This window comes from Undibacterium sp. GrIS 1.8 (genome assembly GCF_040544445.1).
GTDB lineage: Bacteria > Pseudomonadota > Gammaproteobacteria > Burkholderiales > Burkholderiaceae_D > Undibacterium.
Genome location: NZ_JBEONQ010000026.1, coordinates 45981 through 68918 on the forward strand (window position 1 = coordinate 45981; position 22938 = coordinate 68918).

A 22938-nucleotide genomic window follows, 5' to 3' on the forward strand; every position below is an offset into this window, starting at 1 on the left:
ATTTTTTGAATCAAAACAAGGTAGCAACCCGACCACCACCACCACCCGCTTCGCCAGTATGAATTTGAGAAGCCAAATCAAAGTACATCGCTACTTTTAAAGAATACAACTCATGTCAAACCTTGAATTGAAGCCACTGAGAGAATTTCATCAACTGGATGAAACGACTTTTTTGCGCGATGTGATTGGTACGCGCCAGCCCTGCGTCTTACGCGGATTTGTTAAACATTGGCCCTCAGCACAGCAAGCGTCGGTAGAGGCTACTTATCGTTATTTAAAAAATCTGGATAACGGTACGGCCGTCGATGTAATACTGACACCGCCCCAAGAGGACGGCCGTATTTTTTATAATGAGGCGTTGGATGGTTTTAATTTTTTACGGAATAAATTATCAATCTCGGCGGTGTTAGATCAAATAATGCGCTACAGCCAGTTTGATCAGGCACCTTCCGTAGCGATACAAAGTGCATTGATCGCTGAATGTCTGCCCGGCTTTTTGGTGGACAATGTTTTGCCATTCATGAGTGAGCAAATCGCTCCCCGAATCTGGCTTGGTAACAAGGTGACGACACCTGCTCATATTGACACTTCCTACAATATTGCCTGTGTTGTCAGTGGTAAGCGACGCTTTACGATCTTCCCACCAGATCAGGTGGCCAACTTGTATATTGGCCCTTTAGACTTTGCACCAACCAACTCACCGATTAGTCTGGTGTCGTTCAAACAGCCGGATTTTCAGCAATTCCCCCGGTTCAAACAAGCACTGGAACATGCTTTCGTTGCAGAACTGGAGCCTGGTGATGCAATCTATATCCCAACTTTGTGGTGGCATCATGTGGAGTCGCTGAGCAAGCTCAATGTCTTGATCAACTATTGGTGGGGTGGCCCGATCCGCACTGAACAAACGCCAAGTACGCCCTTTGAATGTCTGGTGCATTGTCTGACGAATTTAAAACAACTACCGCCAGATCAAAGAGCCGCCTGGGGTGCCTTGTTTCAACATTATGTATTTTCCAAAGACGATCCTGCGGCGCATATTCCGTCACATAGACGCGGCGTTATGGATGGCAGAACTGAATGATTTTTCTTAGCTGGCGAACACGTATTTTTCACGCGCGACTAAAAAGAAATTACTTTTGAATGATTAGCGCAAGGTCTTTTGCGCTGCCTCGTGAACCATCGAGGAAATACAATCCAGATAAGTTGAACTAATTCTCCAGCGATGCCAATACAAAGAAATATCTAGCGGATACCTCTTCGCGATATGGATCAGCTCCCCTCGCTGCAAAGCTGACTCAACAATGTGCTCTGGCATCATGCCCCAGCCAAGACCTGCGCACGCCGCCTGAAAAAATGAGCGGGTAGATGGAATCATGTGTATGCGAGGTCGGATTAAATTTGTCGTGAACCGTGATATAAAAACATCTTGCAAGGCATCCTTTTGATTGAACTTCAACATAGGGGCAAGCTCAAGCGCTTTTGCATTAACGCCCTTTGGGAAATAGCGTGTCTTGAACTCCGGTGTAGCAACTGCCAGATAACGCATGATGCCCAACGGTTCAACTTTACATCCTTGGATTGCATCTGCGCTGGCACTCACTCCAGCCATTACGCTACCTTCGCGCAAAAGAGCCATTGAGTAGTCTTGGTCCTCGGTTCTGACATCCAACATCATCGAACCATCAAGTGCGACCGCCTGAAATACTGAACTAAACCAGCTATCCAACGAATCGGCATTTAAGACAATCGGAATTCTTACGGCAACAGAAGCATCTTCTGTTTGCACAGATAAACCAGAAAACATTTCTGATTCCAGCAAAGCCACCTGCTCTGCATATCGCAAAAATATACGCCCTGCTGCCGTAGGCTGGCAGGGCGTTGTGCGCTGGATCAGGATTTGCCCCAAACGATCCTCAAGCAACTTGATTCGCTGACTAATTGCTGAAGGTGTCAGGTTTAACTTCCGGGCAGCAAGCTCAAAGGTTCCCTCATTCAGTACGGCAGCAAATGCAGACAGCTGGGCATTATCGACTTTGATATTCATTTTTTCTAATGTAGATTAAAAATATTTAGCTTTACTTAATGATTCTAGCTGAATAATCTGCGCTATCCCTTTATTACTCTATTGATTGCGCTAGGTTTATATGATCTCTGATTTTCTCTCTGGATTTCTATCGGGAGCAACCCTCATCCTCGCCATCGGGGCTCAGAATTCTTTTGTCTTACGACAAGGTATACGGAATGAGCATATTGTTCCGGTCGTTCTGGTGTGCTCCTGCGCCGACGCATTGCTGATCATAGCTGGGGTTGCAGGTCTGGGACTACTGATTCAATCGAATCCTGCTGTACTAACTTTCGCACGATATGGCGGAGCGATATTTTTAGCAGCATATGGTATCGCTGCGGGAAAGCGAGCACTCCAGTCAAATCACCTAGTGGTTAACGCCGAGATTGGCGCATCCCTGGGCACCGCCATAGCGACTTGTCTAAGCTTCACTTTTCTCAATCCACATGTTTATCTGGATACAGTGATTCTTCTAGGCTCGCTAGCCAATCAGCGCCAAGGCACGGGTCGATGGATTTTTGGACTTGGCGGCTCAATGGCCAGTTTCGCCTGGTTCTTTGCGCTGGGGTTCGGCGCACGCAAACTAGCTCCACTCTTCAGCAAAGCAATTGCATGGCGCTTACTGGATACGGCGATCGCAATTTCTATGATCGGACTCAGCGTGATGCTATTCATAGGTTGAGAATACTGACGCCGGGAAACCTCATCCATACAGGTCGTTCGCTAGCAGTTATTTATTCACTCTAGTTTCGACCATGTTTGCTCATTAAAAACTAGTGAGTGATTTACAGCTAATAAAACAGTCCTGCAACAACTGTACCCAATTCTCTCTCAGTATTGAAATACCCTTGCTGTTCCTGAGCAAGATAAACACCGCCAACCGTCTAACACGCCTAGAAATAAGTTATTTTTAAATTTTTATAGATGATAATAATAATCTATTTTATTTATGACGATTATCATCTATGATGTATTTATTGACCAAATCGGGAGTAGGTAATGCCACGGGTATCACGCGAACAAATGGAATCCAATCGTGCGACGATTGAAGATGTTTCGGCTCGTTTATTCCGCGAGCAAGGTATTGCTGGTGTCAGCGTGGCGGATTTGATGTCGGCAGCAGGGCTGACGCATGGCGGGTTTTATGGCCACTTCGCCTCAAAGGACGAACTCGCCGCTGTCGCCTGTGAACACGCCTTTACAAAAGCAGCACAGAGCCGGGAAAAACGCACAAAACAAGCAGGCTCAGGCGTGGACGGTGCCGCCAGTTTAAAAAACTATGCCGACCATTATCTGACCTCGCGCCATAGAGATAATGCCGGCCAAGGTTGCCCGGCATTGGCATTTGCGACGGATGTGATGCGCGAAACGCCGGATAAACCAGTGCGCGACGCCTATCTGAGCGGCATTAAAAATATGGCAAAAGCGCTTGAAACCATGGCGGGTGCAGGCGCGCAGACTCAGCGTGAGCAAGCACTGGTGGCAATGGCAGCCGTGGTCGGCGCAATGACGCTGGCAAGAGCGACCAAGGGCGATCCTTTGTCAGATGAATTGCTGGCGGCAGTACGCGGATTTTTTGCACATCAAAATGCAGATTAATAATCTTGAAACTGATTACTGAATTGATCAAGAAGTTAATCCGAGTTAATTAGTAAAACCATGCTGCAAACCCATATTGAAAGATCGTATGCAAACCGCTCCCAGCACTAACATAAGCGCTCAAATGAGCGCTACTCCAGATACGATAAAGCTAGTAGCGACAACCGCCATACCTGATACATCAATGGATGCACGCACCAAGCTGTTGCTGGAAGCACCGATTTTATCGACCTTATTGGGGCTAGGCGCACCGAATGTTTTGGTGATGGCAGCACAAGCCGCAGTGGGCTTGATCGAAACTTATTTCGTCGGCAAATTAGGCACCGATGCGCTGGCAGGTATGGCGCTGACCTTCCCTGTTGTGATGTTGATGCAAATGATGTCGGGCGGCGCAGTAGGAGGCGGGATTGCATCTGCGATTGCGCGGGCACTGGGCGCTCGGCGGCGTGCTGATGCCGATGCATTGGTGTTGCATGCAATGCTGATTGCGCTTGGATTTGGATTGACGTTTACGCTGATTGTGCTGACTGGCGGACATTGGCTGTATAGCCAGATGGGCGGCAATGGCGGCTCGCTAGATGCTGCACTCACTTATTCCAGCTGGGTGTTCTCAGGTGCGGTGCTGATCTGGTTATTTAACTGCTTCGCGGCGATTATCCGGGGTACCGGCAATATGGCTTTTCCGGCGATGGTGACTTGCGTGGGAACGGTGGTATTGATTCCTTTGTCACCCTTGCTGATTTTTGGCTGGGGACCTATCGCGCCTATGGGTATTGCCGGCGGTGCGATGGCCTTGCTGGCATATTATTTTATCGGTTGTATCGTATTTTTTATTTACTTGCGATCCAGCAAAAGCTTATTACGCCCAACTCTGGTCAACTTCACATTCCAGAAAAAATTGTTTGGCGACATTTTAAAAGTGGGATTGATCGGCGCGGTATCTACGGTTGCGACCAATGTCACCATTGGTATTGCGACGGCATTTGTGGGCAGCTTTGGTACTGCCGCGATTGCCGGTTATGGCACTGCCTCACGGCTGGAATATTTATTAGTACCGCTGGTATTTGGCTTGGGCGGCCCATTAGTCACCATGGTCGGCACCTGCATAGGCGCAGGTCAGCATGAGCGAGCTTTGCGGGCAAGCTGGATTGGCGCTGGCATGGCGTTTGTGGTCACAGAACTGATTGGTTTATGGGCCGCATTTTTCCCGCACGCCTGGCTGAGTATTTTTAACAGCGACCCGGCGATGCTGGAAGCTGGCTCTCAATATCTGCATATTGTCGGTCCAATGTATGGCTTCTTCGGACTGGGTCTAACCCTGTATTTTTGCTCGCAAGGAGCTGGGCGTTTGATGTGGCCGTTGCTAGGTAATATTATCCGCCTGTCAGTTGCTGGTATCGGTGGCTGGATGGCAATGCATCATAGCGGCGGCTTGGCTGGTGTATTTTTGGCCCAAGCTGTTGCGCTGGTGATTTATGGGGCAGTCAATGCGACTGCGATTGCTGGCGGCGCTTGGTTTGGCCCAATCGGATGGCCGCGTACCACCAATGGTTTGCTGCGACGATTGAACCATGAAAGAGCCGCGTCAGCTTAGGCGGCTCGCCTGCAAGTGATGGTTCTTAAAGCTGTTGCTCTGAGGGCTGCGGTTGTTAGAGCAACAGCAAGATTACTGCTAAAGGCACGCAGAAACGACATGCGTACCGGTGAGCTTTGTTGAATAATTCAGTTAGCTGACAATTGAAAAAACAATCAGGCGCTCTCTTTATCATCGGCCCGAATAAACAACATGGCTAGAGATTATAAATAAGCAGTTATCTACGTAAAAATTTGGCAAATTTAATATACTCCCCATTTATTTTACTAAATATGCCGTATTGTCCAATTAATAAATGGACGCTCTATATATACATAATGGGAGTATATTAAATTGACGATAACATAAAGATCCATTCTCACGCTGAATAGATGTGTTTAATCATCGCCTCACTACCCTTTTAACCACATTCATATCGCTATCGCATAGCCGTTATCGCGATGTTAGGCACGCTGTTGTAGTGCTAATGATCAGGCAATGGTATCCATTCCGACTCACCCGGCACCGGCGGGAACAGGCTTGCGTCCTGATTGGCCCATGCTAGTTTCGCGGCCTCTAAACGCTCCTTAGAAGTGGACACAAAATTCCACCACAAGCTGGGCGCTTTCTCCAAGGCGTCGCCGCCCAACAGCATCAAAATACTATTGGCATCGGCCTTAATCACAATATCGTCGCCAGCCTCTAGCACAAGCAGCGTGCCCGCCTCTATAGGCTGCGTATTCACAACAACGCCGCCACTGATAACGTATAAGCCGCGCTCAGCGTACGCCGCCGCTGTCGCCGGAATATCCAGCGTTGCGCCCAGATCCAGCCATGCGGCCACATATAAAGTGGGGCTATGACAAACTACTGGCGAAGTCTGGTCAAACACGCAGCCTGCCAAGACATGCAGCCGCACGCCAGTCAATTCAATCCGTGGCAATTCATCCGCCGGATAATGATGGAAGGCTGGCGCAATCTCTTCATCTTTTTCCGGCAACGCCACCCACATCTGCAAACCCTGTACTGCGATGCCTTGTTCACGGATATCCTCAGGCATACGTTCTGAATGCACTATCCCACGTCCCGCAGTCATCCAGTTAATATCTCCAGGCACAATCCGCTGCACACTACCCAGACTATCTCTGTGCATCATTGCGCCGCTAAACAGGTAGGTCACCGTTGCCAGACCAATGTGTGGATGAGGTCTGACGTCACCAGCGTGCCCACCTGGAGTGAAGAACGCCGGCCCCATATGATCAAAAAATACAAACGGTCCGATGCGTCTTATCGTTGCATCCGGCAGCAAACGCTTCACTGGGAAGCCAATATCGCGGGTCTGGCCGCGAATTAATTTGATGGTCATAACAATCTCCTGAAAACGATTAAATTTAGGATTTATTAAAATTATCTCTGCAAGGCATCGTGACGATGAGATTACTTTATACGGATAAGCTGTCGTAGTTGCAATCCAACCGAACATGGCGTATCAGATAATGAGCGTCTGAAATCGCTACATTACGGTCACTAGCGATCATCGAACGTACGTCTGGTCGAATCCGCCACTGAAAGGAGACACTGGCGATGATGTTTTAAGGTTTGAGATGAGAGGCGGCGCCCCGCTTGCAGGGCGCTGTCCTCTCGATTGAATCGTTAAGTACTTGAAGCCTCATAGACGTCCCTACGAATCTTGACGCTTGCCGCGAAAGCTTGACCAGCAAACGAGACCATATTTGCGCGCGATGTGTCGATAGTAAAACGGACCGGCCAACGAGCCGACCGCAAAGCAACCCGCCATGAACCACAAGACCTCTACCGCAGACAAGTGATGCCTAGCCGGATGACGAAGTATGGAATAGAGCCACAACATCGGCGGGATTATGGCGAGACATGTACCGCTGATAAGCCCCAAGACAATGAAACTAATAAATGGTGGTGGCGGACACTCAATCCCAATGGACCACATCCAACGCCACAGCTTAGGCACGGCATTGTTTCTTGCCACTCCTTGCGCCACCATGTATTCCTCGTACTGCTCAACACGTTCTCGATGGTTCATAAGCACCTAACGTAAATTTGACATGCGCGAAGCGTCTACGTCGAACGGCAAGTTATTCTCTATAGCGATATACATCAAGGTGACATCCCTTATGGGTTCTTAGTCAAGTCACAGCCGCAGACGTGACATTTAGTCTTAAAAATCTCAACTGGAACTCGTATTATCCGAGGCCGCTGATAGTAATCATCGCTCGTCTGATAAACCGGCGTTCTGCAGTTTGGGCACTCAATTTGCCTCATATATATTGACCAAGCAAATAAATTGCCAAAGAACGCCAACGCAAATAATTCAGACAAATGCATTGCAAGCAGTCCCGTGACCGCGCCGCCAGCAAAAAACCCAATCCAACATAGAATCCATTTTATAAATACAGTCATGATGAATCAATTGCCTAACTTATGGAGTGAGTCATGCAGGTTGTTCAGCAATACGTATTATTTCGCGTATTTTCCGCATAACTTCAAATAGAGTGAAAAAAAATCCGCCTAACCTAGCGGTTTGTACGAGCATCCTTGCAAGCCAATCCGTCCGTAACTCCTGCTCTGTAAGGCTTTCCGCTATATGCGGTACATATATACAGCACTAAATAACCAAGAAAGGCAGACAGCTTCCATGGATACCGATCGTCTCACTTCCAAACTCAGTTTCAAACAACCAAAGTAGCTTATCCACGTTAAAAATTGTATTCGTGATAAGTGCAATAGCTTACGCATTGAGTAAACTTATGTCTACTGGATCTGTTCGTATGTCAGCGTTCGTAGCTATGCAAACACTCAAGAAAATCATTTGACCGGTTCGTAAGGGCACAACTGCGACATTCACGATCTGATGCATCCTGTCAGATCGAGTGACAACTTGTACAGATCAGCGCTACAACACAGCGGATGCGGTTTTGCATAAGTCCTGAAATTACTTTGATTTGCGACGGTATCAGCGTATCAGCTTGCTGGTATTCCGTTTCGTCCGCTACACTGAATCATCTTCCTAAATATCTCAGGGACTTGCTCACATCTGCATCGATTGCCGCTATGCCACTTAGTTATCTCGCTCAACTGACCTCACCCCAACGCACGGCGCAAGCCAATTTGCATCTTGGTGTTGCTTTAGCATGTAATGCTGGCGCGCTTAATGCCGGTGGATTTTTGGCGGTGGGGCAATATACCTCGCACATGACGGGGATCGTCTCCTCAGCTGCAGATGACATTATTTTAGGCCGGCTGATACCCGCATTTGCGGCATTGCTGATGCTTGCTGCGTTTATCTCAGGATCGGCCAGCACCGCGATTATCGTCAACTATGCCAAACGCAATACGCCGGACTATATCTACACACCGGTATTACTTTTAGAAGCCAGTTTGCTTTTACTATTTGGTCTAGTCGGTACGACATTGCGCCAGCATGAAGTGATCACGGTATCGTTCACCGCGGTATTGTTGTGCTATGTGATGGGATTACAAAATGCGCTGATCACTAAAATTTCTAACGCAGAAATCCGTACCACGCATGTCACAGGTTTAGTCACAGATATAGGGATTGAATTGGGTAAATTAATTTACTGGAACCGCAATAAAACCATTCCCAGTCAATCGGAAGTCGTCGCCAATCGCGTAAAATTAAAAATACAATCGATGCTGATCTCCGCATTTTTTATTGGTGGATTAGTCGGCGCAGCAGGATTCAAATATCTGGGATTTATTTCTACTTTGCCGCTGGCGATTGCGCTGGTAACTTTATCTTTGGCGCCACGATTTAAATCCTCATAAAAAAACCGCCGGTGATTTCTCAATAGCGGTTTTGTTTGATTTTTCCTCGGATTTTAATCCAGCTTAGCGGCATGCTCACGGGTCGCATGGAACACCACACCAGGCCAACGTTCTTGTGTCAACTTCAAATTCACACCGGAGGTCGCCAGATAAGCCATATTGCCAGCTGCATCAAAAGCGATATTGCCGCCAGCGCTGGAGCGTTCAAAATCAGCCAGCATTTTTTTATCGTCGCAAGTAATCCACCGGGCACTGCTGATGCTGGTGCCTTCAAATACGGCATCGACACCATATTCATTTTTAAGCCTGCTTGCTACAACTTCAAACTGCAATACTCCAACCGCGCCCAATACCAAATCGCTGCTGACCACGGGCTTAAATACTTGTACTGCTCCCTCTTCACCCAACTGCTGTAAACCCTTTTGCAATTGCTTGATTTTCAGTGGATTCAGAATCCGTGCTGTGCGGAAAAAATCAGGTGCAAAGTAAGGAATCCCTGTGAACTGCAATAATTCGCCCTCAGAGAAACTATCGCCAATTTGCATATTGCCGTGATTCGGCAAACCGATAATATCGCCTGCATAAGCTTCTTCCACCTGCTCGCGGGAAGACGCCATAAAGGTTACTACCGAAGACACTTTGATCTCGCGGTTCAAGCGTAAATGCTTGAGTTTCATGCCCCGCTCAAAACGCCCAGAACAAACCCGCAAGAAGGCGATACGGTCACGGTGAGCGGGATCCATATTCGCTTGAATTTTAAAAATAAATCCAGTGAACGGCACCTCTTTTGGTGCTACCGAACGCACGCTGGCATCACGCTCACGCGGTGCCGGCGCCCAATCCAGCAAGGCATTGAGAATCTCGCGCACACCAAAGTTGTTGATTGCAGAACCAAAGAAGACCGGCGTCTGAACACCTGCCAAAAAATCATCCAGACTAAATGGATGGGAGGCGCCGTGCACCAGTTCCACTTCCATTTTTAACTGTTCAATTTCTAGCGGAAACATTTCTGCCAGGCGAGGATTATTGATTCCGCTGACGACTTCAAATTCTTGATCGGCACGCTCGCTGCCTGGTGTGAAAAGTAAAATTTCATCGCGCAAAATATGGTACACACCGCGGAAGGTTTTGCCCATGCCAATCGGCCATGTAACAGGCGCACATTTAATTTTTAATACCGATTCCAACTCATCCAGTAATTCCAGAGGATCGCGGGTTTCACGATCCATCTTGTTGACGAAGGTGATGATCGGCGTATTGCGCATTCGGCATACATTTAGCAGCTTGAGGGTTTGCTCTTCCACACCTTTGGCCGCGTCAATCACCATCAAGGCAGAATCAACCGCCGTCAAGACGCGGTAAGTATCTTCAGAAAAATCCTGGTGACCTGGTGTATCGAGCAAATTGACGACGTGATCACGATATTCAAACTGCATGACTGAGGATGCGACAGAAATTCCGCGCTGTTTTTCAATCTCCATCCAGTCCGAGGTGGCATGGCGACCACTCTTACGTGCTTTGACCGTGCCCGCTAACTGAATCGCGCCGGAAAACATTAAAAGTTTTTCGGTCAGCGTGGTTTTACCCGCGTCTGGGTGAGAAATAATGCCAAAAGTACGGCGACGCTCAACCTCACGGTTAATCAAATCACTGGAAACGGTGACAGAGGGCTGAATTGCTTCAGAATCGGAGGGAGAATTGAGGTCGGACACGGTATTGGCCAAATTAAACAAAAGCTGACAAGTTTAACGGGGTTTAGGGTTTGTGTCGAATAAGGAGGATAGTTAGAATAAATTGCAGAATGTTTTTATTCTAATATTTTATGAATACGCGGTGACATATTTTTCAATGAGCTATTCCGGCGTGCTAACGAATACTGGTAGTGCCTGATCAATCATGTCTTTATTACTAACTTGCAATGCATCAGACTTACTTAAGTAAATTACATCTTTTCATCAATCTTCAAGCTGGGCAAACCTTTCTTTGCAGCATCCGCACATTGCTGAACTACCCAGGCCTTGGCATCCCCATAATTATCAAAAAATTGAATAGGGCAAACGCCTTTGTAGAATTTTTCATACACTGGTTCGATAAAGTTACGTCCTTCAACATCTTGTTTTGCCACAAACGCACTGCAAACCAAATGACGCTTATCTACTGCAATTTGTGCTCTGTATGCTAGTGTTTCTAAGGCTTCGCGAGAACACAGCAAAGAATCATGCATAATCCCTACCGTGCCCCAGAGTCCTTTTGCAGAAATTTCTTCAATATGGGGCATCATCGCGTTAAACCACGCGTCCAGTAGTTCAATATTCCATTGGCCACGCACCTCTGACACCAATACTTGGTCATCAATATAAGTGGTAAAGTTTCCGTGTGGTCGCATACAGTCTTTTTTTGCGGATAGAAGAATAAAATTTCAGCAATGCATACTACTATTCGTAGTATTGCGTGTGGCAGGCACATCTGAAATGAAGCTCGTTATCCGCTTAATGGTTTATTGATGTTATTAAGCAATAATTATAAGGAATAACTATCAAGCATCAAACATAAATAAGAAGCTTGCTAGAGTGGGAGATTCAATAAAAGAATCAGCGAAAAAATGGGAGCGATTCCTAGTACAAGACAATGTTGACTCAGATAATCAAATAATTACTAATATCTAGGATGTATCTTACGTTGGTTCATTCTAAAAAACTGTCAATGATAGTTAAACTTCTTGCACATATCTTGGTGCAAAAAACGTTTAAAAAAAGCGATTTTCCACATAACAATATTTAAATACAGGCGATCGCATAAACCAGTAGATAAAGGCTTTTGATGTTTTATGTAAAACGAGTACAAAAACGGGACGAACTGCAAAAAATATTTGCCTTGCGCTACCAGGTGTATTGCATCGAAAAATTGTTTCTTGATCCGAAAGATTATCCTTCTGAAACCGAACAAGACGAATATGATGACTCTGCAATTCATCTGGGCGCCTTTGCACACGGCGAAAACATTGTTGGTAGCCTGCGTTTAGTACGATCGACAAATATGCATTTCCCTATTTTTGATCATTGTGCGGTCAAAGATTTGCCAAAAGATGCATCGCCGCTAGAGTTTGCGGAAATCTCACGCCTTTTAATCAGCAAAAAAAAACGCTCTACCATGCGCCCCGACAGATTAACCGTGCCTACAGGCATCGGCGAGCAACGCAATGACTTCACCGATTTCGGTATTTCTGACTTGCTGATGGAATTGTTCCGGGTGATGTTTTCTTATGCGAAACAGCGTGACATTAAATATTTGCTAGCCGCAATGGAGCCGAGTCTGATGCGGCTGTTACAACGTTATCATTTTAATTTTCGGCAAATTGGCCCGGCAACTGATTATTACGGACAAGTCATTCCATGTATCGCATCGATTGCAGAAATTGAACGACAAGTAGCAGAGAAAAATCGGGATTTTTATCTGCAATTCGCAAAACACCTGACGGATCCGAGTAGTACGTTTATCGAGGAGACTATGTGGCCTCCAAAAGATTTTTCGCCCTATTGAAAAACCAAGTGGTGATGGCAGCCTTAGCAAAAAAATGGTTTAATCTTTCGCGCAGAAAAGAATTCAGAAATACCGCTATTGCGGCTATTACCAACATAACGGCCATCCGCAGCATTCTACAAAGCACCGGACATTGAATTTACTCATATTGCCATTACCAATCACTTGGACTCTTTGAAATTGTATGAATAAACATATCAACAAAAAATTAGTCGCTGGCCTGCTGGCTGGCCTAGTTTATTTACCTCAACTGGCTTTTGCCTGGGGCGCTGACGGGCACCAAACAGTAGGCGCGATTGCCGATACGATGCTGGCCGGGACTAAGGCGGGTGAAAAAGTTAAATCTATTTTGGGCAATCGCAGTCTGGAGCTAGTCTCCGTATGGGCTGATTGTGCAAAAGGTATCAGCCCTGAAAAAGACTACGCTTACACCGTGCCAGGGCGCTATCCAGAATGCCAGCCGTTTGAAAACCCGGAAGACATCAAGGCCCTGGCTGATTTTGTCCGTCGCAATCAAAGCAACTGTAACCCGGGCGCGGATGAAGAAAGCTGTCACAAACAATATCACTACTCCGATGTGAGCTTGCAGCACGACCACTACAAAACGGGCTATACAGGGACGAGCGATCATGATGTGGTGCACGCGATTCAGGCAAGTATCGATGTGCTGAGCGGCAAACCGGCACCAGCACCATTTAGCATTAAAGATCAGCGCGAAGCCTTGGAGTTGCTGACACATTATGTTGGCGATATCCACCAACCTTTGCATGTAGGCTCAATTTATCTTGGTGCAGACGGCAAAATCATTAATCCCGACGACACGCAATATGACAAAACATCTAATACCATTGGTGGCAATGCGTTAAATTGCCCTTGTGGTAATTTACATTCGCTGTGGGACGATGTGCCGCTGAATTTTAAGCGCGGCAGGATGAACGAATCATTGGCGAAAAAAGCTAAAACTGTCGCTGCGGATGCTGCCCCGATCCAAGAATGGCCAGTGCTGTGGGCAGACGAATCGATCCGCAACGCCCGTCTGGTTTTTGGCGGCGCGCAATTTAGTCAGCGTACACCCAATGTCAAAGGCAATAACTGGTCTATCGCCTTACCGTTAGCTTATGAAAAAACCATGTATAACGTCAAAGAAGATGCGTTGACGAAAGCTGGCGCTCATCTGGCGCAAGTTTTACAAGCCATCTGGCCAGAATAATTTTCGCCTGAATCACAATAAGGCGCTTTTTAGCTCTATGCTATAGCGCTTTTAGTTTCAACAACTGTTACCAGTTATCGTCAATTGTCATCAGTAGTCACAAATAGTTCTCGTCCGGCATTTACTTTGATTTTTTCTATACTTTCCTACTTTCAGGAGCACGCATGTCTTTCACCCCAATCCGCTGGATAAAAAACAGCATTGTTTTTGTCTGGAATGCTCTGGATTTTGGCCGCCGCCTTATTCTTAATTTAATCTTGCTGACTCTGATTATCGTAATTGCCGTTGGCATTTTCTCTGGTCCAGGCAAAAAATTGGATGATAAAACTGCGCTGATGCTGACGTTAAAAGGCAGCCTGGTTGAACAAAATGCTGGTAGCGCACGCGATACTTTGCTGGCAGAAGCCCAAGGTACGGCACAAAAAACGATGCAGCTACGCGATATTTTGGCGGTGCTAGACAGCGCATCCAAAGACCCAAAGATTACTAGCCTGGTCCTCATGACAGATGAGATGCAAGGCGCAGGCTTGCCAATGTTGCGTGAGGTAGCTGCCGCGATTGATCGCTTTAAAGCTAGTGGCAAAACCGTAGTAGCCTGGGGCTCCAGTTATGATCAGCGCCAATATTTTCTAGCCTCGCATGCGACTGAAGTGTATATGCACCCGATGGGTAATGTGATGCTGACTGGCTTTGGTCGCTATCGCAATTACTACCGCGATGCACTCGACAAACTCGGCATCACAGTCAACCTGATTAAGGTCGGTACTTATAAAAGTTTTGCCGAGCCTTACATCGCCAACGAACCGTCGGCCGCAGCAACTGAAGCTGAAAGTTATTTGTATAACGCGATGTGGGCAAGCTATACCGGCGATGTAGAAAAAGCCCGTAAATTACCCGCTGGTAGCATCATGCAAGGCATCAATCAATTACCCGATTTGCTAAAAGCGACTAACGGTGACGCAGCAAAAATGGCGGTCAATGCCAAGCTGTTGGATGGACTGAAAACCCGTGATGAAATTCGCCAGTTAATGATTTCTAAAGGTGCGCGTGATGATCAGAACAAGAGTTTTAAGCAAGTAGCGTTTGACGATTATCTGGCCTCACTAAGACCAAAAATTCTGGGCGATGCCATCGGTGTTGTCATCGCTTCTGGCGAGATCAGCGAAGGGATGGCGCCACCCGGAGCGATTGGCGGTCTCTCTACTGCCAACCTGATCCGCAAAGCGCGTGAGGATGACCAGATCAAAGCAATCGTTCTGCGTGTTGATTCCCCTGGCGGCAGCGCCTTTGGTTCGGAACTAATCCGTCGCGAACTGGAGTTGACCCGTAGTGCAGGCAAACCGGTAGTCGTCTCTATGGGTAACGTAGCAGCATCTGGCGGCTATTGGATATCGATGGCATCTGACGAAGTGATCGCCGACGCGACCACAGTCACTGGATCAATCGGTGTATTCGCTATCTTGCCAACTGCTGACAAAGCCTTGGATAAAATCGGCGTACACACTGGCGGCACAACCACAACCTGGCTGGCGGACGGCTTCAATCCGCTACGTCCGCTGGACCCTAAATTTGGCGAAGTAATACAAGCCAGCATTAACCACATCTATGATGATTTCACTACCAAAGCAGCCAAGGCGCGCAAAACTACGCCAGAGAAAATTGATGCAGTAGCACAAGGCCGTGTCTGGACAGGTCAACAAGCCAAAGATCGCGGTTTGGTCGACACGGTTGGCACCTACGGCGATGCTCTGGTATCGGCAGCCAAGCGCGCTAAACTCGGTGCGGATTACCGTACTGTGTATATTGAGCGCGAGCCTTCCAAATTTGATCGCGTCTTCAGCATGTTTGGTACATCTGTCGCCAAAGCATTTGCGACTGTATTAAACGACCAATTCAAAGTAGCGATTGTCCCGACTGGTTTACCACCAGAATCCGCCATGCAGATGGCAAAAGAATTGAGCTGGTTATCTGACATCAATAAAGGTAATAAAGGCTATGCGGCGATGACACATTGTCTGTGCAGCGTCCCTTAATAACCGGATGTAGCACGATGTTCTGGCTCGATTTGATTCTGTATGACTTGATTTGATGTAGCTCTGCCAGAACGAGTAAGGATAAAAACTAAAAAGGGTAAGCAATAAGATGCTTGCCCTTTTTTTCGTCCAAAATCTACGTGCCGAATTTTTATCGGCGAAGTTTAAGTGGGAATACGTTTGGTGACTCGGATAGAAATTCTGGGATAATGCATGGTCTTCATTAAGATACTTCATTTCTTATCCTGTCTTCTTACTCAAGCATCCACACTATGTTCACACCACCTAGCGCCAGCACCAAGCCCGATTACCAATTACTTGTTCGCCAAGTGATCAGCATTTTGGAAGGCGAAACCGATCTCACCGCCAACGCGGCACAATTTTCTGCGCTGGTCTATGACACCATCGCTGATTTAAATTGGGCAGGTTTTTATCTGGTAAAACCGGCTAAAACATCGGCGCATAGTGCCAACACAAACAAGCAAGAATTATTAGTCGGCCCTTTCCAAGGCAAAGTTGCTTGCGCCCGGATCGCATTTGGCAAAGGTGTTTGCGGTACATCAGCAGCAGAACGTAAAACAATACTGGTACCCGACGTGCATGCATTCCCTGGCCATATCGCCTGTGACTCGGCATCGAATGCGGAGATCGTTATTCCCGTGATCAAGAATGGTGAATTGTTTGGCGTGTTCGATATCGACAGCCCAAGCCTGAACCGATTTAGCGCAGAAGATCAGCAAGGATTAGAGGCGATGGTCGCGGCGTTTGTCGATGCGACGGATTTTAGCTAAGGCTGAGATAGCTGTCTGTATAAGATCTAAACCCAGATTTTCCATTAGGATTTGAGCTAATGGAAATCTGGGTTTATTTTTCTGGAACTATCTGAACCGTTCTGCGTTATTTCAGATTTATCTTAAAATAGAAAAACAATATACTGGGTAGATGTATCATAATTAGATACCGTATCGTCCAATCATTATTTGGACGATTCATAAAAATTAGCACATACTCCCCACAATTTACTTTATAGATATCCAGATCAAGCTTGCAGAATGTTTTGAAATTCGGCTTTAAAATTCAACTTTAAAACTGTCATCTCAAAACGTCAAACTTCCATATCAAGCCTTCAGCTTTCTCGCCTCTTCTTCGTACAACTCTTTCTTCGATAACTTACCTACTGGCGTTTTCGGCAAGTCAGCCCGAATTTCCATGGTTTGCAGCATCTCGTGTTTGCCTAGTTTGTCTTTCAAAAAGTGTTTCAACTCGTCTAAAGTAAATGTGGCTGCACCGGTTTTGAGTTTGATAAATGCTTTTGGCGACTGACCACGATAGGCGTCCGGTATGCCTATCACGCTGACCTCAGCGACCGATGGATGCTCGTAAATCGCTTCTTCAATATTGCGTGGATAGACGTTGTAACCACCGCATAAGATCATGTCTTTAGTGCGATCCACGATATAGATAAAGCCATCTTCATCCATGTAGCCGACATCACCTGTACGGAAAAATCCATCAGAGGTAAAGGACTCTGCGGTCGCTTCTGGCTTCTTCCAATAACCCTTCATGATATTGGCACCCGCAACACAAATCTCGCCACGCTCGCCTATGCCCACATACTTGCGAGCATCGTCCACGCTGGCAAATTTAAAATTAATCCCCGGTGCTGGCAAGCCGCAAGACCCTGCTTTGCGCTTACTAAATAGCGAGGTAAACGTACCCGTTGGTGAGGTCTCTGTCATACCCCAGCCTTCAAGCAAACTACAACCGGTAATGCTCTGAAATTGCTGCAACACTTCCGCTGGCAAAGGTGCGCCGCCGGAGTTGCAAAACTTCAACGAACTCAGATCGTATTGTTTGATATCGGGATAATTGATGATGGCGGTATACATTGTCGGCACACCTGGGAAGATGGTGATTTTTTTACTGGCCAGATCTTTCACTACGGCTTCCACATCAAATCGGGTATGCAAAAATATCTCTGCACCCATAGAGACGCCAAACAACATATCGACGGTTAAAGCATAAATATGGAACAGCGGCAGCACCGCCAGAACCCGCTCTGCACCTTCGGTCAGAATCGGCGGGCTAACATTCAGCGTCTCTTTGATCTGGCTGCATGCTGTCGTTAAGTTTGCATGCGTCAGCATGGCACCTTTAGGCAAACCTGTCGTGCCGCCGGTGTACTGTAAAACGGCGATCGTATCTTTGGGATCGGTCGCTACAATCGCATTGAACTTTGCTTCGCCTGCTAACAATTGGGCAAATTGCACATGCTGCGCATCATCGGGAATTGCACACAGTTGTTGCGCTTTCTCCAGATTGGCATGTACGGCGCCGGGGTAAGGCGACATCTCGGCGATATTGCCGATAATCAGTTTTTTCAGGCGCGTATGACCGAGCATTTTTGCCATCTGCGGATATAGCATGACCATGTCGAGCGTGACCAGCAAGTCAGTCTCACTGTCGGCGATTTTATGCTCCAAGACTTTTTCCGCATCCAGCGGTGAGTAATTGACAACCGTACCGCCCGCTTTTAATACGGCAAAAAAACTGATCACGTAGTGCGGCGTATTCGGCAAAAACAAACCAACATGCACACCAGGCTTGACACCCAATTGCTGAAATCCTGCGGCAGCTTTTTCGACCAAGGCATGCAACTCACGGTAGCTGGTCTTTTTACCCATAAAGTCGAGAGCCGGATGATCAGGCCATTTTTCCAAGGCATGATCAAGCAATTGTGGCACTGGCATAACTGGTAACTCTGCGTCCCAGCGGACACCGGCTGGGTAGGATGCGATCCAAGGAAAATCTGTCATTGTCTCTCTCACTTTGTTGGAAATGAAATCTGTTTATTTATAATTATTTGTACTTATTTTTTGCTTACGGTTTAACTCTTTGCGGCTCATTACGGCTCGTTACTGCTTATTACGGCTTATTGCGCTGTCGCTGGCTCTACTATTTTTTTGCTGCTTTCCGACTGTTTTTCTACCACCGTTTCAATTATTTAGTCCCTTGCTTAGACGATACAACTATCGATATTTACGCGAACAGCAAGAGTTTAAATAAAATATACTCACTACCTGTATTTTTTATTGTCCATATAAAACTTAATCAATAAGCCAATTTATAGACATACTCCCCTATTTTATTGAATAGCTGATGTAAAAAAAGGATTTAAGTCAAACTCATTTTAAATCCATTCTATGCAGCTATAACTTAGATCGCCGTCAGTCCGCCGTCAACTGCTAGTTGATGTCCTGTTACAAACGAAGACAAATCTGAACATAACCATAGCGCCGCATTAGCGATTTCTGATGCCTCGCCAATCCTACCGATCGGGTGCAATTTTTGGATCATTTTTTCGCGTCTTGGTTCGCGGGCGATCGCGTTATCCATCATCGGTGTACGGATCACACCCGGGCACACCGCATTGACACGGATGCCTGCGCGGCCATATTCGGCTGCGGCGGTTTTGGTCAATCCAACCACGGCATGTTTGCTGGCGGCATAAATCGGCTGCATAGGCGCACCGACCAAACCGGCGACCGAGGCGGTGTTGACGATAGTGCCACCGCCTTGTTGCAGCATCTGTTTGATTTCATACTTCATACAAAGCCAGACGCCTTTCACATTGACGTTCATGATCTTGTCAAAACTGGCCTCGTCGGAGTCAGCCAATGCGTGATGTTCAATCTCTATACCTGCATTATTAAAAGCGCAGTCCAGGCGGCCATAGACGCTCACAATCCCGGCGATCAAAGACTCGACTTCGGCCGCTTTAGAAATATCGGTTTTTACAAATCGCACGGTACCGCCAGCAAACGAGATCATGGCCTGCGTCTCCTCCGCGCCGACCACGTCAATATCGGCAATCGTTAGTTTGGCACCAGCTTTAGCAAACGCCAAGGCGGCAGCTCGTCCTATGCCACTGGCGGCACCTGTGACCAGTACTGATTTATCTTTAAATGTGATCTCGGGCATATTGTCTCCATTCATTAATTTTTTTGATGGACTTACGCAAAACTCCTCAAAGCATTGCAGCGCCTACCCGCTTCGAAATACTGTTGTCGTCGCTACACCTAGTCGTGACATTTTTGCGTAAGTCTTGATTGAGATAAATAACACGTTCTATGATGCAAAAATCCCTGATAGCCTCAACAAGAATTTGAGAGACTTCAGGGTTGATTTTAGAAACCGAAACTAGGATTCAATTCTAAGATTCAATTTAATGTGTTTTAGTGCTTATTAGTTCGCATTGGTCTTATATTTTTTCAATTCCATCTTACCAATCTGATTGCGATGTACTTCATCCGGACCATCGGCTAGACGTAAAGTACGCGCTTGTGCATAAGAATAAGCGAGGCCAAAATCGTTAGAGACACCGCCACCGCCATGCGCTTGTATTGCCCAGTCAATCACGGTGCAAGCCATGTTAGGCGCTGCGACTTTGATCATGGCGATTTCTTTCGCTGCGGCTTTATTGCCAACGGTGTCCATCATTTGTGCGGCATTTAATACCAGCAGACGAGCTTGATCAATCAGGATACGGCTATTGGCGATGCGCTCTAATGTCACACCCTGCTCTGCCACTGGCTTGCCAAAAGCAACCCGTGTCAACGAGCGTTTGCACATATCTTCCAGCGCACGTTCAGCCAGACCGATCAGGCGCATACAGTGGTGGATACGACCAGGGCCAAGACGACCTTGGGCAATTTCAAAACCACGACCTTCGCCTAACAAAATATTCGATGCTGGCACACGAACGTTCTCAAATAACACTTCGCCATGACCATGGGGCGCATCGTCATAACCAAATACAGGCAAGGCACGCAGGATCGTTACACCTTTGGTGTCACGCGGCACAATGATCATGGATTGCTGTTTATGCCGGTCAGCATTATCAGGATCGCTCTTACCCATAAAAATAAATACTTTGCAGCGCGGATCATTAGCACCAGAGGACCACCATTTGCGACCATTAATCACGTACTCATCACCATCCCGCACGATCGACGCTTCGATGTTAGTGGCGTCTGATGAGGCAACAGCTGGCTCTGTCATCGCAAAGCAAGAACGGATCTCGCCATTTAACAAAGGCTTCAGCCATTTTTCTTGGTGCTCTGGCGTGCCGTAGCGGGCAAATACTTCCATATTGCCGGTGTCCGGCGCCGCGCAATTAAACACTTCCGCTGACCATAAAGAACGCCCCATAATTTCGCACAGCGGTGCGTATTCCAGGTTGCTCAAACCTGCGCCATGACTGGATTCGGGCAAGAACAAATTCCACAAATCGGCTGCGCGTGCTTTGACTTTTAATTCTTCTACAATCTTGGTCGGAATCCACGGATCACCGGCCTTGCGGTTGGCCGCAATCTCGCCATAGAAATTAGCTTCGTTGGGATAAATATGAGCATCCATAAACGCGATTAAACGCGCTTGTAATGCTTTAACTTTGGGGCTGTATTGAAAATCCATGTTCTACCTTTAAGGAAAAATTTGATCGACCCGATTTGATTGACTTTTCGATTCAATCTGATGAGTTTTATATCGCTATTAATTGACTAAATAACCGCCATCGACATTGATGCAAGCGCCCGTTGTGTAGCTAGATGCGGCCGAGGCGAGATATAAAACGGTACCTGCCATTTCACTTGGCTCTGCAATCCTTTTCATGGGGATGCGGTTCAATGCTTTTTCTAAAATGACGGGGTTATGGAATAAGGCGGAGGCAAACTTGGTATCTGTGGCACCTGGCAGTAAGGCATTCACGCGTACACCCATTGCGGCGCACTCCAGCGCGAAGGATTTCGTCATCGCAATCACTGCTGCTTTGGTAATCGAATAGATACCTTGCATGCCGCCAGGGACGACACCATTAACCGAGGCGACGTTGATGATGCTGCCACCACCATTTTTCGCCATCAATTTGACACCCGCAGAAGACATGAAAAAGTAGCCGCGAATATTGACATCAACGGTCTTTTGAAAGGCCCCCAGATCAGTCTCAGTAATGTGTCCAAAATGTGGATTGGTCGCAGCATTATTCACGAGAATATCGAGTCTGCCGTGTGCGGCTGCGATGTCAGTAAACAGCGCATCAATCTGCGCCATTTCACCAATGTGGCAGGCGCGTGCCTCGGCTTTGCCACCTGCAGCCTGGATCGCAGCAACCACCGCTTCGCAAGCCTCTGCTTTGCGGCTGGAGACAATCACCGTTGCGCCATGGGCCGCCAGCATTTTGGCGACTTCTTCACCGATGCCACGGCTGGCACCTGTGACCAGTGCGACCTTGCCAGTTAAATCAAACAGATCTGTCATCTCCAACTCCTAAACGTAAGTGATATGACCGGGGTTATTGGATAACTCCAGATGAGAAAAATTATTTAAGTAAGCCAATGCCAAACGTGGCGATTGGCCTTGCGCTAAGGCCGGCTGGACATGGAAACGTGTCACGCCGCTGTTAACCAGCGACCAGTTCAGCTCGGCAAAACGCGGATCGGGGAAACCCAGCACGTGCTGGCACAAAGTGGAAATAGTGCCCCCGGAGGTAAAGATCACAATATTTTTTGCGGGATCGGGATACGTTAATTGACGCTCCAGCGCTGCGATACAGCGTTGACGAAACTCTGCCCATGATTCGGTATATTCAGCGTCATATAGGCCCGTCATCCAACGCGCAATCGCCTCGTGAAAAATAGTTTGAAACGCTTGTTTGGCGTTTGGCGTCATCAAAAAACGCTTGACTGCGGAAGGGTCATCAAACGCGGGAACATGCCGCGCCAAAACCTCGTGATGGTTATATTCGTTGAAGCCAGCATCCTCTTGCCATGCATCTGTATTGAGTGCATCAGCAGCCACGTTCTGCACAGCAGCTATGCAGGCTTTGGCAGTCTGTTGATGACGTAGCAACTTGCCAGTGACGACGCGTGACACCTCCAGATCGCGAGCGCGCCACCATTGACCAAGCTGCACGGCTTGCGCTACGCCTAGCTCGGATAATTGATCGTAATTTTGACTACCGAAAGAAGCTTGTCCGTGACGTACCAGATAAATCTGTCCCATTGCTTGTCCCGTTTAATTGTCCAACTTGAATTTA

At 47.2% G+C, this 22938-nt stretch carries 19 protein-coding genes; 9 read left to right on the forward strand and 10 right to left on the reverse strand.

From position 1 onward, the window contains the following. Positions 1-112 precede the first annotated feature (112 nt). Positions 113-1081, forward strand: coding sequence for a cupin-like domain-containing protein (locus AAKU64_RS13470; protein WP_354333114.1), 969 nt, complete (start codon positions 113-115; stop codon positions 1079-1081). 63 nt (positions 1082-1144) lie between these two features. Here AAKU64_RS13470 and AAKU64_RS13475 read toward each other — a convergent pair whose 3' ends face one another. Next, positions 1145-2044 (reverse strand): LysR family transcriptional regulator ArgP, encoded by a 900-nt coding sequence (locus tag AAKU64_RS13475; RefSeq protein ID WP_354333116.1) that lies wholly within the window; start codon positions 2042-2044, stop codon positions 1145-1147. A 100-nt stretch (positions 2045-2144) separates the two neighbouring features. Here AAKU64_RS13475 and AAKU64_RS13480 point away from each other — a divergent pair, with 100 nt between their 5' ends. The 3 genes from AAKU64_RS13480 to AAKU64_RS13490 all read left to right on the forward strand — a co-directional run bounded on the left by AAKU64_RS13480 (position 2145) and on the right by AAKU64_RS13490 (position 5258). Continuing rightward, positions 2145-2747: a LysE/ArgO family amino acid transporter gene (locus tag AAKU64_RS13480; RefSeq protein ID WP_354333117.1), complete on the forward strand. Its 603-nt coding sequence runs from the start codon at positions 2145-2147 to the stop codon at positions 2745-2747. 317 nt (positions 2748-3064) lie between these two features. Further along, positions 3065-3664, forward strand: a complete 600-nt coding sequence (locus tag AAKU64_RS13485; RefSeq protein ID WP_354333119.1) for a TetR/AcrR family transcriptional regulator — start codon at positions 3065-3067, stop codon at positions 3662-3664. 184 nt (positions 3665-3848) lie between these two features. Beyond that, positions 3849-5258: an MATE family efflux transporter gene (locus AAKU64_RS13490; protein ID WP_503012706.1), complete on the forward strand. Its 1410-nt coding sequence runs from the start codon at positions 3849-3851 to the stop codon at positions 5256-5258. A 463-nt stretch (positions 5259-5721) separates the two neighbouring features. Here the strand turns inward: AAKU64_RS13490 and AAKU64_RS13495 are convergent, their stop codons facing one another. Continuing rightward, the gene (locus AAKU64_RS13495) at positions 5722-6603 is read right to left on the reverse strand and encodes a pirin family protein (protein ID WP_354362244.1); all 882 of its coding nucleotides are present in this window, start codon (positions 6601-6603) and stop codon (positions 5722-5724) included. 315 nt (positions 6604-6918) lie between these two features. Then, on the reverse strand, positions 6919-7296 hold the full coding sequence (locus tag AAKU64_RS13500; protein ID WP_354362245.1) for a DUF6404 family protein: 378 nt from the start codon (positions 7294-7296) through the stop codon (positions 6919-6921). Between the two features lie 1028 nt (positions 7297-8324). On the opposite strand from AAKU64_RS13500, the gene AAKU64_RS13505 reads away from it, so the two are divergent. Continuing rightward, a complete protein-coding gene (locus AAKU64_RS13505; protein WP_354333163.1) occupies positions 8325-9059 on the forward strand; it encodes a YoaK family protein in 735 nt (244 codons plus the stop codon). 53 nt (positions 9060-9112) lie between these two features. Here AAKU64_RS13505 and AAKU64_RS13510 read toward each other — a convergent pair whose 3' ends face one another. Together AAKU64_RS13510 and AAKU64_RS13515 are read right to left on the reverse strand one after the other, a co-directional pair. Continuing rightward, a complete protein-coding gene (locus tag AAKU64_RS13510; protein WP_322121615.1) occupies positions 9113-10735 on the reverse strand; it encodes a peptide chain release factor 3 in 1623 nt (540 codons plus the stop codon). A 266-nt stretch (positions 10736-11001) separates the two neighbouring features. Then, positions 11002-11445 carry a hypothetical protein gene (locus AAKU64_RS13515; RefSeq protein ID WP_354333128.1) on the reverse strand — a complete coding sequence of 148 codons (444 nt, stop codon included), beginning with the start codon at positions 11443-11445 and terminating at the stop codon, positions 11002-11004. Between the two features lie 434 nt (positions 11446-11879). On the opposite strand from AAKU64_RS13515, the gene AAKU64_RS13520 reads away from it, so the two are divergent. The 4 genes from AAKU64_RS13520 to msrC all read left to right on the forward strand — a co-directional run bounded on the left by AAKU64_RS13520 (position 11880) and on the right by msrC (position 16633). Continuing rightward, on the forward strand, positions 11880-12599 hold the full coding sequence (locus tag AAKU64_RS13520; RefSeq protein WP_354333130.1) for a PEP-CTERM/exosortase system-associated acyltransferase: 720 nt from the start codon (positions 11880-11882) through the stop codon (positions 12597-12599). Positions 12600-12783: 184 nt separating this feature from the next. Further along, a complete protein-coding gene (locus AAKU64_RS13525; protein ID WP_354362246.1) occupies positions 12784-13809 on the forward strand; it encodes a S1/P1 nuclease in 1026 nt (341 codons plus the stop codon). A gap of 164 nt (positions 13810-13973) precedes the next feature. Continuing rightward, entirely contained in the window at positions 13974-15842 is a 1869-nt protein-coding gene (sppA, locus tag AAKU64_RS13530) for a signal peptide peptidase SppA (RefSeq protein WP_354333134.1), read from the forward strand. A 272-nt stretch (positions 15843-16114) separates the two neighbouring features. Next, a complete protein-coding gene (gene msrC, locus AAKU64_RS13535; RefSeq protein ID WP_354333135.1) occupies positions 16115-16633 on the forward strand; it encodes a free L-methionine (R)-S-oxide reductase MsrC in 519 nt (172 codons plus the stop codon). Positions 16634-16960: 327 nt separating this feature from the next. Here the strand turns inward: msrC and AAKU64_RS13540 are convergent, their stop codons facing one another. The 5 genes from AAKU64_RS13540 to AAKU64_RS13560 form a co-directional block, all read right to left on the reverse strand. Then, the gene (locus tag AAKU64_RS13540) at positions 16961-18658 is read right to left on the reverse strand and encodes a long-chain-fatty-acid--CoA ligase (RefSeq protein WP_354333137.1); all 1698 of its coding nucleotides are present in this window, start codon (positions 18656-18658) and stop codon (positions 16961-16963) included. Between the two features lie 400 nt (positions 18659-19058). Further along, positions 19059-19823, reverse strand: a complete 765-nt coding sequence (locus AAKU64_RS13545) for an SDR family oxidoreductase (protein WP_354333139.1) — start codon at positions 19821-19823, stop codon at positions 19059-19061. Positions 19824-20087: 264 nt separating this feature from the next. Next, positions 20088-21317, reverse strand: coding sequence for an acyl-CoA dehydrogenase (locus tag AAKU64_RS13550; RefSeq protein WP_354333141.1), 1230 nt, complete (start codon positions 21315-21317; stop codon positions 20088-20090). 78 nt (positions 21318-21395) lie between these two features. After that, positions 21396-22160, reverse strand: coding sequence for an SDR family oxidoreductase (locus tag AAKU64_RS13555; protein ID WP_354333143.1), 765 nt, complete (start codon positions 22158-22160; stop codon positions 21396-21398). A gap of 9 nt (positions 22161-22169) precedes the next feature. Further along, the gene (locus AAKU64_RS13560) at positions 22170-22904 is read right to left on the reverse strand and encodes a histidine phosphatase family protein (protein WP_354333145.1); all 735 of its coding nucleotides are present in this window, start codon (positions 22902-22904) and stop codon (positions 22170-22172) included. Positions 22905-22938: the final 34 nt, after the last annotated feature.